We start from the raw sequence: 15,425 nt of genomic DNA, 5'->3' as shown, positions 1-15,425 counted from the left end.
GTGATGGTGGTACTGGCAAATCAATTGGTCCTAAAGTGGATCTTCGTCTGGGTTGAAGCCCTCGAAGACAATCTGGTCAGCGTGTTTGGCCGCGTTGAGACGATCTTCTTTGGTTCTGACAGTCCATGTCATGGTTGGCAGGCCGTAGAACTCACGCAGGAAACTCGGACCATCTGCTGGCAGATCTTTCACGAAGAATGAGACGAAGTGTGGGTCTGTTCCTGCCATGTGCACCATCCAGGAGATTTTCTCGATCTCGTGTTCTGTCAGGTGCAGATGATCGTTCTCGCTCAGCGTGGTCATGGAGATGCAGCCACGCGGGATTTGCGGTGCGACGTCCTTCATGGTCCGAAGCATCTTCGGGTCGAAGGATTTTATTGCTGCCGGACCTTTATAATCGCTGAGGATTTTGGCGATGGTTTTAATGAACTCATCCTGACCTTCTGCAAGGTTCAGGGTTTTGATTTCAATAACCAGCGGCACCTTGCCATCGACCAGGTCGAGCAGTTCTTGCAGGGTCCACATTGGATCAGTGGAGCCGCGCATGGAGAGCTTGCGCAGGTCAGCCAGATCGAAGTCGATGACTTTGCCTTCGCCGTGTGTCAGGCGCTCAAGGTTCGGGTCGTGAAATACGATGACCTGACCGTCTTTGGTTTCCTGAAGGTCGACTTCAATGGCGAAGTTGTTTTCAACGGCAGCTTTGATAGCAGACGGGGTGTTTTCAAGAATGCCTGCTTCTTTGTTATGGAAGCCGCGGTGAGCGATCGGGCGGGCGGTGAGCCAGGAGAGATCTTGCATGGATTATTCGAACTTGCTTCTTCAATAAATGGGAGGTGTTTTGTGTGAACAGAACACAATTAGTCAGCAACTTCGAAAATTGCTTCGATCTCAACTGCTGCGTTGAACGGGAGTGAACCAGCGCTGACAGCAGAGCGTGCGTGACGGCCAGCATCACCCATTGCGGCAACCATGAAGTCAGATGCGCCATTGATGACTTTTGGCTGGTCGCCGAAGTCGCCATTGGAGTTGACGAAGCCAACGATCTTGACGAGGCGTACGATTTTGGAGAGGTCACCGGTGGCAGCTTTTGCCTGTGCCAGCAGATTGATTGCGCAAAGACGTGCTGCTTCCACACCATCTTCGATGCTCAGGTCAGCGCCAACCTTGCCGGTTTTTGCGATCTTGCCGTCCTGCATTGGCAGCTGGCCGGAGATGAAAAGCTGGTTTCCGGTTTTTACGAAAGGCACGTAATTGGCAGCAGGAGCAGCAGCTTCCGGCAGTGTGACACCAAGCTTTGCGAGGTTTTGCTGGATTGTATCAGACATTCGTTTTCCCTCCGGTCGGAATGTTGTTTTGCAATAAGTGATGCAAATCCACGAAAACTCAAGAGTTTATCTCTTCACGAAGCCGTGGTCTGCAAGGTGAGGCGCAGACTCACATTAGAATCACTATGGTTGCAAGAGTGCAGGGGGCGTTGTCTACGTGGGAAACGTGTATCTAATTTGAAAGATTTACCCTAGCACCGATTTCCTTGGTGGAATGTTTGCGTTGGCGGTGGCGTTTATGCACTCTTTGAGGCTGGAAGAGAGGCATGCCCACGTGTCTTTTGTTCCGACATGATCGGAGGTTTTATGCTGAAACTACGCTTGAGACATGGTCTTCGCGGGATTGCAGGTTCTTCCCTCTCTATGAGTTTTCTGCTGTTTCCCTCGTTAGGCAGTGCTGCCGATCTTCAGCCTCACAAAGCCGTTTATGACATGCGATTGTCGAGCGCCCAAAATGGTGCGGACATTTCTGATGTGAACGGGCGCATGGTCTATGAGCTTTCCGGTTCTGCCTGTGATGGATTTACTGTGGACCTGCGTTTTGTGGTGATGAGTGTTGATGACGAGGGGCAGGAGACTATCACTGATCTGCGTAGCACCTACTTTGAAGCACCAGATAATTCTCAGCTTTCGTTTGCCTACAAAACCTTCATTGATGATTTTTTAGCCGAGCAAGCACAAGGTACAGCGGAGCATCAAAGCTCCAAAGTAGATGTGGATTTGAGCGGACCAGATGAGAAGACGCTGAGCTTTGATGGTTCCATCATGTTTCCGCTGCAGCATCTGCACAGCGTGATTGATGGTGCCGCTGGTGGGCAGCACTTTATGGTTTCCAAGCTGTATGATGGCAGTGTTACTGGCGAGCAGTTGTTTGAGGCCACCACTGTTGTTGGCCGCAAGCTGGCTGATCCTTTGGCGCAGCGTTCTGATCAGCTTTCCCTGCCGAATGCTCTGGGACATGCAGATGCCTGGCCGGTTTCTATCGCTTATTTCAACTTAAGTGATGGTGCACGTGGTGAGCGGACGCCGGACTACCAGTTACGGACGGTGCTTCATGAAAACGGTGTCACAAGAAGCATGAACCTGAATTATGGGGTGTTTGAGCTGGAAGGTGCTTTGGTTGAGTTGGATCTGAAGCCTATTGTGCATGTCAGTACATGTGGAAGCTCAGTGGCGCTGGAAGAAGAAGTGAGCGCACCGTTTGCTGGGGCGATCAAGAAAGAGCAGCTGCGGTAGCTCAGCGTTTGCTCGGTGATTTTATGGAGCGGCCAAGAGAGACGACTGAGCTGTCTTTGAATTTTCCGCGCAAGGCATCCATTGCCCGTTCTGCTTTGGCGCGTTTTTCTGCTTGTTCGTCCAGTAAGTCTTCCGGGTCGGCCTGATCTGCCGGGCCTAGATCCCCAATCCCTACGCCGATGAGGCGGAACCGCATTTTACCGTCGGCCACGTTGTGCAGCAGATCATCTGCTGTGCGGAAGATCTTGTCGGCCAGTTGGGTTGGATCATGCAGCATGCGCGAACGGGTGATGGTTTTGAAGTCGGCTGTTTTGAGTTTCAGCGTGACAGACCTGCCAGATTTTTCTGCCTTCTTGGTGCGGTAGGAGACTTTTTCAGTCAGTGCCCAAAGGCTTTTTGAAAGCTGAGTGACGTCAGAGACATCCGTGTTGAATGTGGTTTCGCCGCTGATGCTTTTTGCGCCTCTGTTTGAGGAGACGTGCCGGTCATCTTCCCCCTGACACAGTTTTGCAAGGCGCAAGCCCATGGCGCCGTATTTGCGCGCAAGGTCTGTCGGGTCTTTGAGCTGCAACTGGCCGATGGTTTTGATGCCGTCCCGTTCCAGCTTGCCCTGAAACACCTTGCCAACGCCCCAGATGACGCTGGTTGGCTGTTTGGCAAGGAACTCTTTCTTTTCTGCACCCCCAATGACTGAAAAACCGCGGGGTTTGTCCAGGTCTGAGGCGATTTTGGCGAGGAACTTGTTGGGCGCGAGGCCGACGGAGACTGAGAGCCTGAGCTCTGTCTGGATCTTGTTCACGAACTGGACGAGTAGTTCTGCTGGTGTCGCGCCATGAAGTTTCTGCGTGCCGGAGAGGTCGAGGAAGGCTTCGTCAATGGACAAGGGTTCGACAAGCGGGGTGAGTTTTTCCATCTCTTCGCGAATTTGGCGGCCAACCTGAGAGTACAGTTCCATACGCGGTTTGATCACGACTGCGTCCGGGCAGGCATCGAGTGCCTTGAACATGGGCATGGCAGAGCGCACGCCGTAAATGCGGGCGATGTAACACGCTGCGGAGACAACGCCGCGCTGGCCACCGCCGACAATGACAGGACGATCTGCCAGCTCTGGGTTCTCACGCTTTTCGACGGAGGCATAAAATGCATCGCAGTCGATGTGAGCGATTTCGAGTGTATCCAGTTCTGCGTGGGCAAGGATGCGCGGGCTGCCGCATTTGGGGCATCGCGTCAGGTCTGCCCGAAACCTGTGTGTACAGTCCCTGCAGAGTGCTTTGAGGGGAGTGGTGGCCTCAGGTGCCATGGAAGCCAGACCTTAGATTATTTTTGGAGTTCAGGTGCAGGGTCTGTAGCATGACCTAGTCCTCAATCTCCCAGGAAATTCGTGCGCCGCCCACATAAAACACGGAATTGCGCATCTGGTCTTTGTCCCATTCCTCAATCGTCCAGTCTTTTGAGTTGACGGGATCAAAGTTCAGGAAAAACTTGTCTTGTAAAAACGTGCCGACAATAGGGTGTTTGATCGTGGTGTAAGCGCCGCCGCCCGGTTCGTGGAGTTTGAACTCAAGACTCTCTTCGACCCTGATCTTCAGCGTGCTGATGGCCCCTTGTGGCGATGTTGCCGGGCGCTGACAGTCATGTGCGGCAAACTCCAGAAGTATGGAGCCGGGGCCGCCGGATACACCGGAGGTGAACAGGGCGTTTTGCAATATCGCCCCGTTTAAATGTCCAAAACGCTCCAGAAAATACTGAAGGGTCGTGCTTGAAAGTTGTTCCACGCTTGGATTCTCTGGTTTTGTGAAAGGTTCACTTGCAGCTGTGAGATTACCTTACCGCAGCGACCAGCAGATTTTCAATAAAATCGCCTGTTTCTTTCCAACAATTGCTCTTCAGGGCAACGTTGGGCAGATCTCCGGCAGTTGCGAAGAAGCGTGAATCGGCAATGAAATGTACGAGCTGTACGTGAGGTGTGCTTTTGCCGACGGAGATAATGTTGGTTGGGCTGTCGTCAATGAAAATAACCGGGTGATGGCCCCGTTTAGCGCACAGAGCCGCAACGGCTCCGCCTTTCGGGCCTTCGTTGGTGACGAGCGGGTAGTCCATGCCAAGACGTGCGAGCAGGTTCTCACGGGCGGATTTGTTGTGGCTGCCGGGCAAGTTGGTCAGGATGACGATGTCACAGAGCTTCGACAGGCGCTCAAGCTGTTCAGCAGCATGTGGAACAGCTTCCTGCTTGCCGACCTCGCTTTCGAAGAAGTCATGAATGACTGCCATACAAGCATCGTCTGTCAGGTTCTCGCCAGTCTGCGTGTAGACCATGTTTGCCTTGAGGCGGTATGCGGTTTCCTTGAAGGCGACGCCATGATCTTTCATGAAACGCTCAAGGTGCGGGATGAATTGCAACAGAACTTCATCCACGTCGCAGATGAGGAGCGGATGGGCGCGTTTTTCGATCTCTTTGATTTGCTGCAATGCGCTGGCGTTTGCGGTCTCAATGTTGGGCAAGGAAATCTAAGCCTCCAGCAAGTTTAAGATGAGCTGCGGCAATCATGGTCGGGCGAACACCGGCACTTTCTGTGTAGGCGAGCAGTAGTTGCTCGTCCTGCATCAGGAATTCAAGGACGCCTGCCAGGAAGCCTGGCTCGGCTGCCGCATCGCGAATCTCTTGAGGCCCAATCCCGGCTAAAGACAGGAAGCGACCGAGCTGTTCGGGCTCGCTGCCAAGAAATGTAAGGGCACCAATTGCAATTTCCTGTGCAGTATCTTCGGTCAAACTGCCGGTTTTGCCTAAATTCATTGGTGTTTGCCTTTCTGAAACGAATCCGAATTAACTATGTAGCAGGAAATTTAGTGTGGGACTTGTCCCAATGCCAGTCGCAACGCGGCTGCATCACACCTTTATTTATGGCTAAACCATTTTTGGGGCGGCATTCTGTGCAGGACTGAACTGATGCAAAAGACCGTGCTGATTGTTGAAGACAACGAACTCAACATGAAGCTGTTTAACGATCTGCTTGAAGCTCATGGATACGCGACCTTGCAATCTCGCAATGGCATGGAAGCGCTTGAGCTTGCTCGTGCACATAAGCCGGATCTGATCCTGATGGATATCCAGCTGCCTGAAGTTTCAGGGCTTGAAGTGACCAAATGGATCAAAGAGGATGATGACTTAAAGATCATTCCTGTGATTGCGGTGACTGCTTTTGCCATGAAGGGGGACGAGGAGCGCATTCGCCAGGGCGGATGTGAGGCCTATATTTCCAAGCCAATCTCTGTTGGCAACTTCCTGGAGACAGTCTCAGGGTTCCTGAAGGACACATAATACAACCGTGATTAGTTGTGATTGTGGTTAATTGGTAAATTGTGCTCAGCTAGAAGTTGTGGGTTTACCAATCCTCAGAAAGCAAAGCTTTAGTAACCTGTTTGATCTTGCCAGTTTTCATTGAGTGAAAGACTCTCATCAAAAGTCGTAGGTCTTTGAAACTAGATGAAATCACCGAGTGAGTCTTGCGGGGACTGTTGGGTTTCTGTGCGTATGCCTCTTGATAATCGGCGGTTTCTTTCCTTTTGTTGTGTATAGGTGAAGAATCCCCTCCATTTTCAGGAGCGCAATTACCTTAAAGCTTTACTAAAGTCGTAAATGTTGCGATGGTGATATACGAAATCATCAGCTTCATGAAATTATTGACTGCAAAATTGCAGTATTGGCCTTTGGTTGATTGAATAAGTCCCGGCAATACTGCTTCATAGTTTCCCTACGGAGCGCTCAGGTCCGCCGCATCTCCTGGGTCCGTGGGGTTGGCCGGCGAGTAACAGGGTTCTGAGTGGCCTCCTCGTGTCATCCGGTTCTCGCCGGCCACCACTTCTTTCCAATAGTAGAGGATTGACGCTCACAGGCATGGGCCTGTGCATCTGGTGCTGTTTGCGCTGGCTTCTGCGCGTCTATGCCAGAGTTGGTGCGTGGAAGGCTTGCAGGAGGCGTGAGGCTGGTGTGATCGGTCATTCAGTCAGGGCGATTTTCTTATGTGTCAAAGTGATCGTGGTGGCCAATTCTCATTGAATTTGAAGCGGAATTGACCGTATTGACCGGACTATACTCAGTCCAATTCCTCTTGTGTGAGGAAATGTTGTCCACCCCTGACAATTGAGTGGTTCGAGCGTGCAAGCGTGTTGGTTGAGGAGTGCTCAGTTAGCGATTCTTGCTTGCGCTTGAGTGCTGGAGGGGCTGTCGTGAGAACGCGCTCTTGAGAGCGCATACAAAAAAGGCGCTTGCAGACTGCAAACGCCTTTTTTGAAAATTCAGATGAATCCAAGACTTACTTGATCTTGGTTTCCTTGAACTCAACGTGCTTCTTTACGACTGGGTCGTATTTACGCTTCACCATTTTTTCGGTCATGGTGCGGGAGTTCTTTTTGGTCACGTAGAAGTAGCCGGTGTCCGCAGTGGACTGCAGCTTGATCTTAATGGTGGTCGCCTTGGCCATCGCTAAGGATCCTGTCTGTTTTCGGCCTTTTTAAAGAAGTGGCCGGTTGTTTTGTTTGTCCCGGTGGCACCCTCACACCTTCGCTTCGGGTAGGGTGCGCTTCCGGGGAAACTTTGGGAATTCAGCGCGCACATTACTAATCACAGGGCTAAAGTCAAGATGCATTAGGGCGCTGAGCCGAGTCTTGTCCCCCTTATCAGGCATATAATTACATATGCGCCCAAGAATCCTGCAAATACCAGTGGTAGTCCGTCCGCACCCCACGCGGAAAGAGCAAGTCCGGTGCTGGCAGGGCCCACCAACTGGCCAATAGAATACATGAGAACGAAGGCTGCGTTGGCGGAGGCCAGGTTAGCCCCATCAAAGCGTGCACCAAGGTGTGTGAGGCCAACTGTGTAGAGCCCGGCCACGACGCCGCCCCAGACAAAGAGAAGAGCGCAAATGCCATAAAAACTGCCGGAGAGCGGGATCATAAGCAGTGCGCCGATCGCACCAAAAGCTCCGCAATAGATCAGCAGGTGACGGCGGTTCATGCGATCAGAGAGCATTCCCAGCGGGATCTGGAGTACCATGTTGCCGGCAGCCATTGCAGAGACAAGCAGGGTCGCAGTTTGCGCTGTCAGGCCAATCTTGAGGCCGAACAAAGGAAGCAATGATATGCCTGATTGTTCCACAGCTCCGAAGACAAATCCGGCGAATGTGGCAGCTGGAGCTATCCACAAAAATGCATAGAGCTTTGAGGTCGCTTCACTTTCGATTCTCGGTGCAGCGTTGAAGCCGATCAACACAGGTAAGGCTGCAATAATGATGCCTGCGCTTGCCAGCAAGAATGGGAGTGCGCCTGTTGTGCCCGCAAATGCAAGTACCAGAGGCCCTGAGGCAAAGCCAAGGGCCAGCACAGTGGCGTAAACGCCCATGAGGAAGCCTCTGTGCTTTGAAGGTGCCAGTGCGTTGATCCAGAACTCGGAGAGGATGAAGGCAGAGGTTGTTGCACCGTGGAATAGCAGACGGAGTGGAAACCATGCCCAGAAGTTTTCAAACACAAAAAAGAAGGGCAGGGAGAAGCCAGCGACCAACAGGCTGATCAGGAGCGCCTGAGGTGTGCCCAGTTTACGTGCAAGGTAAGGGCCTACCGGAGTGGCAGCAATGGAGGCAACACCGGAGAATGCGGTGTTGATGCCGATCCATGTGTCGCTGACACCGCGATACTCAAGCGTGAGTGCAAGCAGAGGCAGGCTTGCGGACAGGGAAAGGCCAACAGCTGTGATCGCTGCGATGGCTGCAATGATGCCGCGAACCTGTTTCGGTGAGAGGGAATTGGCTAAAGTGCCCGATGTCTGAAGCATTTACACAACTGCGTTTCAAGCTCGTTACGAGCAGGTGCTTTCGTCCATATTGCGCTCATATACATTCACGCGTCATGTTCTAAAGCCGTGTTTCATGCGTGTTCTTGTCCGAAAAACAGATTTGCTTTCGGGAATACGCTCTAAATGCTTCTATCAGGAAAAGTGCAAGGCGCAACACATAGTATCGTGGCGATATATGTTTGTTGCGCCTTGGATAATCAGAACTAAATTTCTTCGCGCGCGAAGCCGTCGTTCTTCCAGTAGTAATATGGCACGGGGCCATCTGGAGAAAGATCCGGGTCTTTGGCAAGGCGATTTTCAAGATCTGTCAGGACAGCCAGAGTGATGCGTGGCAAGTCCAGCTCTTTGCACTGCTCAATTGGTAGCCACTGGAGCTCTTCCAGCTCTTCTGTTGGTCCAATGCCGGTTTCCAGCTTGTGCGCAATCTGGTCCGCCCATACAGCGAAGAAACGCGCATCAAAGCGACGGGTCCTGCCTGGAGGGGTGATTGCACGGGCAACGTAGCGAAGTGGCTCAAGATCCGGTAGGATGCCCAGTTCGTCAAAAGCTTCAAAGCCTGGGCCAGCTGGTTCGCTCGGGCCTTCGGTTTTGCGGCCAACAAACAAGCCTGCCTCCTCGTAGGTTTCTCGAATGGCAGCAATTGCCAGTGCACGCAGGCGGCTTTCAGTCTTGATCTGCTTTTTGTCGTAGTTGAGCTTGGCGAGAACATCTGGATGATAGTCGCGTACATATCTGACGCGGCTGTCTTCAGAATCGACACGGCCACCCGGGAACACGAATTTGCCAGGCATGAATTTGTGCGCCATATGGCGCTTGCCCATCAGCAGATGCAGGGAGCCATCGTCCTTGCGGTCCAGAATGAGCAGTGTGGAGGCGTCTTTTGGCCTCAAAGGCTGAGCGGCCGGGTTGTTGTTTTCTTCCGCTCGCTCAACTTTGACTTCTTTCGTCAGGTCTTCCGTGGACATTCCTTACCTCTGATTGGCGCGTGTTGGGCTAAAACTAGGTGCTTTGCCGGCAGTTGCAAAGCCATCCATACGTAGTGCCCATTGCAAACCAACCAAGGCGCCCTTGATTGGGCGCAGGAGAGACAGAGACATGATGATGGTTAAAGGCAGCCAGACAGCCATGTGGAGCCACATAGGCGGCACGTAGGCCATCTCTACCCACATGGCCAGCGCAACGACGACGTGACCAACGATAAAGATTGTGAAATAGGGCGGAGCATCATCTGCGCGGTGGTGGTGAAGTTCTTCACCACAGTTGTCGCAGGACTGTTTCACGCTCAAGTAACCGTCGAAGACAGAGCCAATGCCACAGGAAGGGCATTTGCAGCGCATGCCACGCAGCACCGCTTCTCCGGTATTCCGATCTTGATGGGTATTCATTTATACCTGCCTTTTCCGTCCCGTAAATGCAGGGGAGCGCACGTTCTTTTTATGTGCGCTTCCGCTTATTTCCGTTTTTTGACCGGCGTAAACCTTTTGGCTTGCTGTTGTTTCTTGCTTGCCAACCCTTGTGCTTAGCAACCCGTCCCGCTGCTTCGCCCTTGGATTTGCCTTTTGTGAGCATTTCAAACCGTAAAGAGCCCGCAAATGGGGCGGCTTCCACCAGTTTGACCTGCACTGCGTCACCAAGTTGGTAGGTTTCACCAGTTGCTCTGCCCACGAGGGCATGAGCCGATTCTACATATTCGTAGTAATCCATACCAATGGTAGATGCAGGAATGAAGCCGTCTGCGCCATTTTGTAGCAGTTTGACAAACAGGCCAGATTTGGTCACTCCGGCAATTCGTCCCGAAAATTCAACCCCAATTCTCTCGCAAAGGTACAGGGCAATCAGTCGGTCAATGGTTTCGCGTTCAGCCAGCATTGCCCGTCGTTCTGCCGCAGAAATCTCTGCTGCAATGGCAGGTAGCTTCTCTTCGATGCCGTATGGCAGGCCATCATCCCCGAGGCCGAGTGCACGAATGAGTGCGCGGTGCACTATCAAATCTGCATAGCGGCGAATAGGGGATGTGAAGTGTGCATAACGTCGGAGGTTCAAGCCGAAGTGTCCGATGTTCTCGGCATTGTACTCCGCTTGTGCCTGCGAACGCAGCACGACCTCTGACACCATGGTTGCGCTTGCGGTGTCTTTGAACTTGTCGAGAATGTTGTTGAACACGGAAGGGCGCAGGCCGCCAATGTGAGGCAGTTTGACGTCCAGCGTGGAGAGGAAATCTCTCAGGTTCTCCAGCTTTTCCGGTGTCGACGCATCGTGCACACGATAGAGCAGGGCAGAGTTGCGTTTCTCAAGCTCTTCTGCGGCTGCGACGTTCGCCTGGATCATGCACTCTTCGATGAGTTTGTGCGCATCCAATCGGTCAGGAACGACGATCTGGTCAACGGTGCCGTCTTCTTTCAGCAGAATACGGCGTTCCGGGATGTCGAGTTCCAGTGGCTGCCGTTTGTCTCGGCCACGCTTCAGGATCTCATAGGCAGCCCACAATGGCTCAAGAACCGGTTCCAGCAGTGGGCCGGTTTTGTCGTCTGTCACGCCTTCAATGGCTTTTTGGGCCTGTTGATAGGAGAGCTTAGCCGCGCTGCGCATGATGACGCGATGGAACGAGTGGGATGTTTTCTTGCCGTTCTTGTCAAATACCATCCGTGTTGCGATGGACGGGCGGTCTTCGTTCTCGCGCAAGGAGCACAAATTGTTAGAGATGCGCTCAGGTAGCATTGGGATTACGCGGTCAGGGAAATAGACCGAGTTGCCGCGCAGCAGTGCTTCCTTATCCATCGGTGAGCCCGGTGTGACATAGGCTGCGACGTCTGCAATTGCGACGTAAACGATGCAGCCGCCTTCGTTCTCCGGGCTGTTGTCCAACTGAGCATAGACCGCGTCATCGTGATCTTTTGCTGTCGCAGGGTCGATGGTGAGGAGCGGGATGTCACGCCAATCTTCACGGCCCTTGTGGCCAACAGGCTTGATGTTTTCCGATTCAGCAGTCACAGCTCCTGGGAACTCATTGCGAATACCCTGTGTGTGCAACGCGATTTCGGAGACAGCCATTTCTGAGGTTGTGGAGCCAAAGCGTTTGACGATGCGGCCACGCGGTGTGCCGTATCGTCCGACTTTGTGGACTTCGATCTTTACGAGGTCACCGTCTTCAGATTCCATCAGCTCACGCGGATCCAGATCGACAGCGCGCTGCTTGCGGTCAACTGGTTCCAGAGTTGCTGCTTTGGTTGCTTTGTTGATGCGCAGGATGCCGAGGACGTCGGTGTCCTGGTTCTCCAGGCGCTTCATCACGCGCACGACGTGTTTGGCTTCGGGGGATCCATCCTGATCGTCCAGCAGTTTCACAAGGGCGCGGTCGCCGATGCCTGGGACGGGGTTGAATTTGTTTTTGTTCTTTTGCGACAAGACGAGAACGTTCGGTGGCTCTCCATGCTCTTCATCCCAGTTCATCGGGATGCCGAGGAGCTCACCGTCAGCAGTTCTGCTTGTGATTTTTACAACAAAGACAGGAGGAAGATCGCCTGGGCGCAACATGCGTTTCCGGCGTTTTTCGAGATGACCGGCCTCGGTCAAATCTCTCAGCATTCGTTTGAGGGGGATGCGCGCTGCGCCGACGATACCAAAATGGCGGGCGATTTCGCGTTTACCAGCTTTGCCGGGATTGTCGGCAATAAACTTCAGAATGTCTTCGCGGGATGGCATTTCTGCCGGTCCCTTGTGTCTTTTTTCAGTGGCCTTTTTTCGGCTCAATGTATCTCATCCAGTGCGGCTTTTATGCCGCGAAAAGGGGCTCCCGATGAACGGAAGCCCTTATGTTTCGTTGTCCGGAGAGTAACGGGGATCTTAATCCTTCTTCGCGTTGATCAGCTCGATTGCCTGTTCGCGGGTTACCGTCTCCGGGTCTGTTCCTTTTGGCAGGGAGGTGAACTCCTTGCCCCATTTGATCCGAACGCCGAGGCGGCCGCTGTCGCGCAGCTCCATCGCTCCACCATCCGGATGATCGCCAAGTTCTTTCAGTGCCCCTTTGGGCGCTGCTTTCTTGGCCGTTGTTTTCTTTGCAGCTGCCTTTTTGGCAGGCGCTTTCTTCTTACCTTTTGTTGCTGCCTTGGCATTTACAAGCTCTGTTGCCTGTTCCAGCGTGACAGCTTCTGGTGCAACGTCCTTTGGAAGGGTTGCGTTGATCTTTTCCCATTTCACGTAGGGGCCATAACGGCCGCTGTATACGTTGATGGCGCCGCCATCGGGGTGGTCACCAAGTTCTTTGAGTGGTTTTGCGGCAGCTCCGCGGCCTCCGCCCTTGGCACGCTTTTCAGCAAGCAGGGTTACGGCGCGGTTGATGCCGACAGAGAAGACTTCGTCCGGGCTGTCCAGATTGGCATAGGTGCCATCATGCAGCACGAACGGTCCAAAACGGCCCAGGCCTGCGGAAATGGTCTTGCCATCTTCTGGATGGGTGCCAACTTCGCGTGGCAAGGAAAGCAACTGAAGGGCTTTCTCCAGATCCAGATCGGCAGTGCTCCAGCCACGTGGCAGGGACGAGCGCTTTGGTTTGGCTTCTTCACCTAGCTGTACATATGGGCCGAAACGGCCTGTGCGCAAGGAGACTTCCAAGCCGGTTTCCGGATCAATGCCCAAAACCTGAGGTCCGTCTGCTGCTGCACCCGCATCAGATGTACCACCTGAGGTGAGCTGACGTGTATAATCACAATGTGGCGGATTTTCGTTTGGTTCTTTGCCGTCTTTCTTGTTTTTGTTGTAGTTGGAACAACCAACAAACGCGCCGAATTTGGAGACTTTCAGTGACAAGCGACCGGTTTCACATTTCGGGCACTTGCGTGGATCAGAGCCATCTTCCTTGTCTGGGAAAACGTGTGCTTTGAGGGTTTCGTTCAGGGCATCCAACACTTCCGTGTTGGAGCGCTTAATCACCTCATCACAAATTTCGTGGAACGGGTTCCAGAAGTCACGCAAGACGGCCTTCCATTCCAGATCTCCAGCTGAGATCTTGTCGAGCTGGTCTTCAAGGCTTGCAGTGAAGTCATACTCCACGTAGCGATTGAAGAAGTCTTCAAGGAATGCAATTACCAGACGACCTTTGTCCTGTGGAATCAGACGTTTCTTGTCCAAATCTACGTATTCGCGATCGCGTAGAGTTTGCAGCGTTGCGGCGTAGGTGGACGGGCGACCAATCCCCAGTTCTTCCATCTTCTTCACCAGTGTTGCTTCGGTGAAGCGTGGTGGAGGTTCAGTGAAGTGCTGGTTGGCTTCAATGCCTTTACGGCCGAGGCTGTCGCCCTTCGTCATTGGTGGCAAGCGTTTGCTTTCCTCGTCTTCCTCATCATCTTTACCTTCCTGATAAAGAGTGAGGAAACCATCGAAACGGACAACAGAGCCAGATGCGCGCAGGGCAGCTTTCTTGGCGCCGTTTGCAGCTTCGATGTCAACAGTGGTGCGCTCCAGTACAGCAGATTCCATCTGAGAGGCGATGGTACGCTTCCAGACCAGCTCGTAAAGGCGTGCGCCGTCTTCGTCGAGGAACTTTGCCATGTCCCGTGGGTGACGGGACAAGTCAGTCGGGCGGATCGCTTCGTGTGCTTCCTGAGCGTTTTTGGCTTTGGATGTATACACCCGTGGCTTTTCAGGAACGTACTCATCCCCATAACGGGAGCCGATGACGGCGCGCGCGCTTTGAATTGCTTCTGGAGCGATCTGCACACCATCGGTACGCATATAGGTGATCAAACCAGTGGTTTCACCACCGATATTCGCGCCTTCATAAAGCTTTTGCGCAACCTGCATGGTGCGTGCTGCTGCAAAGCCGAGCTTACGGGAAGCTTCCTGCTGAAGGGTCGAGGTGGTGAATGGTGCATATGGATTACGTCGTTGTGGCTTGCTCTCAACATTGCTGACAGAGAAGCTCGCGCCTTCAAGCATCTGCTTGATCGCTGTGGCTTCCTGCTCGTTCTTAATGTCGAGGCGCGTAATCTTCTGGCCGTCAAAATTGGTGATGCGTGCCTGAACCGGCGCGTTTTCCGGTGTGTTCAGGTTTGCCAGAATGGACCAGTATTCCTGAGAGAGGAATGTCTCGATCTCGTTCTCGCGCTGACACACAAGGCGCAGCGCAACGGATTGCACGCGGCCTGCTGAGCGGGCACCTGGCAGCTTGCGCCATAGAACCGGTGAGAGCGTAAAGCCCACGAGGTAGTCGAGTGCGCGACGAGCCAGATAGGCGTCGACAAGTGGCACATCCAGTTCGCGCGGATTTTTCATTGCTTCCAGAATGGAATTCTTGGTGATCGCGTTGAATACCACGCGCTCGACCTTCTTATCCTTCAGGACGCGTTTCTTTTTCAAAACTTCCAAGACGTGCCAAGAAATGGCCTCTCCTTCGCGGTCGGGGTCAGTTGCGAGAATAAGGCGGTCAGCCTCCTTCACAGCGTTGGCGATATCCGACAGGCGCTTTTGAGATTTGGAATCGACAGACCAAGACATGGCAAAGTCGTCGTCCGGCAGCACGGAGCCGTCCTTTGGAGGCAGATCGCGCACATGGCCGTAGGACGCCAGAACTATATAGTCCTTGCCCAGATATTTATTGATGGTCTTGGCTTTCGCCGGTGATTCCACAATGACTACGTTCATTGATTTCCTGGCTTTCGCGTAAATCTCGTCTTGGAATTGATAAATCAAAAACCGTTTTATGAGTCGAACCGACACAATCTCGGATGACTTCGCGGCTGTCAAATGGCCTTTTCAGATCAATTGGTCAAGAGCGGAAAAGCCACTCCCTTAATTTTCCTTGGGTCATATTTTGGTTGCGCTTGCTAATTTACGCAACCTAAGGTAATGGCTTTACTTGCTGTAACCCTCAGATTGCAAAGCGCTTTTTACCATCTGAGGGTTGTGTCATGGTTGCATAAGAAGGTTAAAAAGCTTGCGTAATTACCCGTTGCCGAAAAATGACAGAACAATCGAAACACGTGACGTAGCAGAGTACTGCGCCAAAATGTGTCGTGAAT

At 52.8% G+C, this 15,425-nt stretch carries 15 protein-coding genes; 2 read left to right on the top strand and 13 right to left on the bottom strand.

Annotated features, from left to right (window positions below):
- Positions 1-30: 30 nt before the first annotated feature.
- Both PsAD13_RS19845 and PsAD13_RS19840 read right to left on the bottom strand, forming a co-directional pair.
- Positions 31-798: a glycerophosphodiester phosphodiesterase family protein gene (locus tag PsAD13_RS19845; RefSeq protein WP_063319270.1), complete on the bottom strand. Its 768-nt coding sequence runs from the start codon at positions 796-798 to the stop codon at positions 31-33.
- 59 nt (positions 799-857) lie between these two features.
- Positions 858-1,325, bottom strand: a complete 468-nt coding sequence (locus PsAD13_RS19840; protein ID WP_063291721.1) for a RidA family protein — start codon at positions 1,323-1,325, stop codon at positions 858-860.
- A gap of 306 nt (positions 1,326-1,631) precedes the next feature.
- Here PsAD13_RS19840 and PsAD13_RS19835 point away from each other — a divergent pair, with 306 nt between their 5' ends.
- Positions 1,632-2,561 (top strand): DUF1849 family protein, encoded by a 930-nt coding sequence (locus tag PsAD13_RS19835; protein WP_159096806.1) that lies wholly within the window; start codon positions 1,632-1,634, stop codon positions 2,559-2,561.
- A gap of 1 nt (position 2,562) precedes the next feature.
- On the opposite strand, the gene PsAD13_RS19830 is transcribed toward PsAD13_RS19835, so the two are convergent.
- The 4 genes from PsAD13_RS19830 to PsAD13_RS19815 are packed head-to-tail and all read right to left on the bottom strand — an operon-like array spanning position 2,563 to position 5,355.
- On the bottom strand, positions 2,563-3,861 hold the full coding sequence (locus PsAD13_RS19830) for a DNA polymerase IV (protein WP_063319269.1): 1,299 nt from the start codon (positions 3,859-3,861) through the stop codon (positions 2,563-2,565).
- A 55-nt stretch (positions 3,862-3,916) separates the two neighbouring features.
- Positions 3,917-4,336 (bottom strand): hypothetical protein, encoded by a 420-nt coding sequence (locus tag PsAD13_RS19825; RefSeq protein WP_063304127.1) that lies wholly within the window; start codon positions 4,334-4,336, stop codon positions 3,917-3,919.
- A gap of 46 nt (positions 4,337-4,382) precedes the next feature.
- Complete coding sequence (locus PsAD13_RS19820; protein WP_063289435.1) at positions 4,383-5,063, bottom strand: hypothetical protein; 681 nt, start codon at positions 5,061-5,063, stop codon at positions 4,383-4,385.
- Positions 5,050-5,355 (bottom strand): DUF3572 domain-containing protein, encoded by a 306-nt coding sequence (locus tag PsAD13_RS19815; RefSeq protein WP_063291718.1) that lies wholly within the window; start codon positions 5,353-5,355, stop codon positions 5,050-5,052. The genes PsAD13_RS19820 and PsAD13_RS19815 overlap by 14 nt, the downstream gene beginning before the upstream one ends.
- Before the next feature lie 153 nt (positions 5,356-5,508).
- On the opposite strand from PsAD13_RS19815, the gene PsAD13_RS19810 reads away from it, so the two are divergent.
- On the top strand, positions 5,509-5,880 hold the full coding sequence (locus tag PsAD13_RS19810; RefSeq protein ID WP_057463368.1) for a response regulator: 372 nt from the start codon (positions 5,509-5,511) through the stop codon (positions 5,878-5,880).
- Between the two features lie 516 nt (positions 5,881-6,396).
- Here PsAD13_RS19810 and PsAD13_RS27875 read toward each other — a convergent pair.
- The 7 genes from PsAD13_RS27875 to topA form a co-directional block, all read right to left on the bottom strand.
- Positions 6,397-6,561 carry a hypothetical protein gene (locus PsAD13_RS27875; RefSeq protein WP_193777079.1) on the bottom strand — a complete coding sequence of 55 codons (165 nt, stop codon included), beginning with the start codon at positions 6,559-6,561 and terminating at the stop codon, positions 6,397-6,399.
- A gap of 313 nt (positions 6,562-6,874) precedes the next feature.
- Positions 6,875-7,042 carry a 50S ribosomal protein L33 gene (gene rpmG, locus PsAD13_RS19805; protein ID WP_008552972.1) on the bottom strand — a complete coding sequence of 56 codons (168 nt, stop codon included), beginning with the start codon at positions 7,040-7,042 and terminating at the stop codon, positions 6,875-6,877.
- Between the two features lie 164 nt (positions 7,043-7,206).
- On the bottom strand, positions 7,207-8,388 hold the full coding sequence (locus tag PsAD13_RS19800; RefSeq protein WP_063319268.1) for an MFS transporter: 1,182 nt from the start codon (positions 8,386-8,388) through the stop codon (positions 7,207-7,209).
- A 224-nt stretch (positions 8,389-8,612) separates the two neighbouring features.
- A complete protein-coding gene (locus PsAD13_RS19795) occupies positions 8,613-9,374 on the bottom strand; it encodes a hypothetical protein (protein WP_063291716.1) in 762 nt (253 codons plus the stop codon).
- A 3-nt stretch (positions 9,375-9,377) separates the two neighbouring features.
- A complete protein-coding gene (locus tag PsAD13_RS19790) occupies positions 9,378-9,794 on the bottom strand; it encodes a DUF983 domain-containing protein (protein WP_063319267.1) in 417 nt (138 codons plus the stop codon).
- A gap of 49 nt (positions 9,795-9,843) precedes the next feature.
- The gene (rnr, locus tag PsAD13_RS19785) at positions 9,844-12,111 is read right to left on the bottom strand and encodes a ribonuclease R (RefSeq protein ID WP_063319266.1); all 2,268 of its coding nucleotides are present in this window, start codon (positions 12,109-12,111) and stop codon (positions 9,844-9,846) included.
- Between the two features lie 141 nt (positions 12,112-12,252).
- Positions 12,253-15,048 (bottom strand): type I DNA topoisomerase, encoded by a 2,796-nt coding sequence (gene topA / locus PsAD13_RS19780; protein ID WP_057463364.1) that lies wholly within the window; start codon positions 15,046-15,048, stop codon positions 12,253-12,255.
- Between the last annotated feature and the right edge of the window lie 377 nt (positions 15,049-15,425).

Origin of the sequence: Pseudovibrio sp. Ad13, from assembly GCF_001623225.1 — a bacterium.
Taxonomy (GTDB): domain Bacteria; phylum Pseudomonadota; class Alphaproteobacteria; order Rhizobiales; family Stappiaceae; genus Pseudovibrio.
Note: the sequence above shows the minus strand (reverse complement) of the source record. Positions and strands in the feature narration are given on the sequence as shown.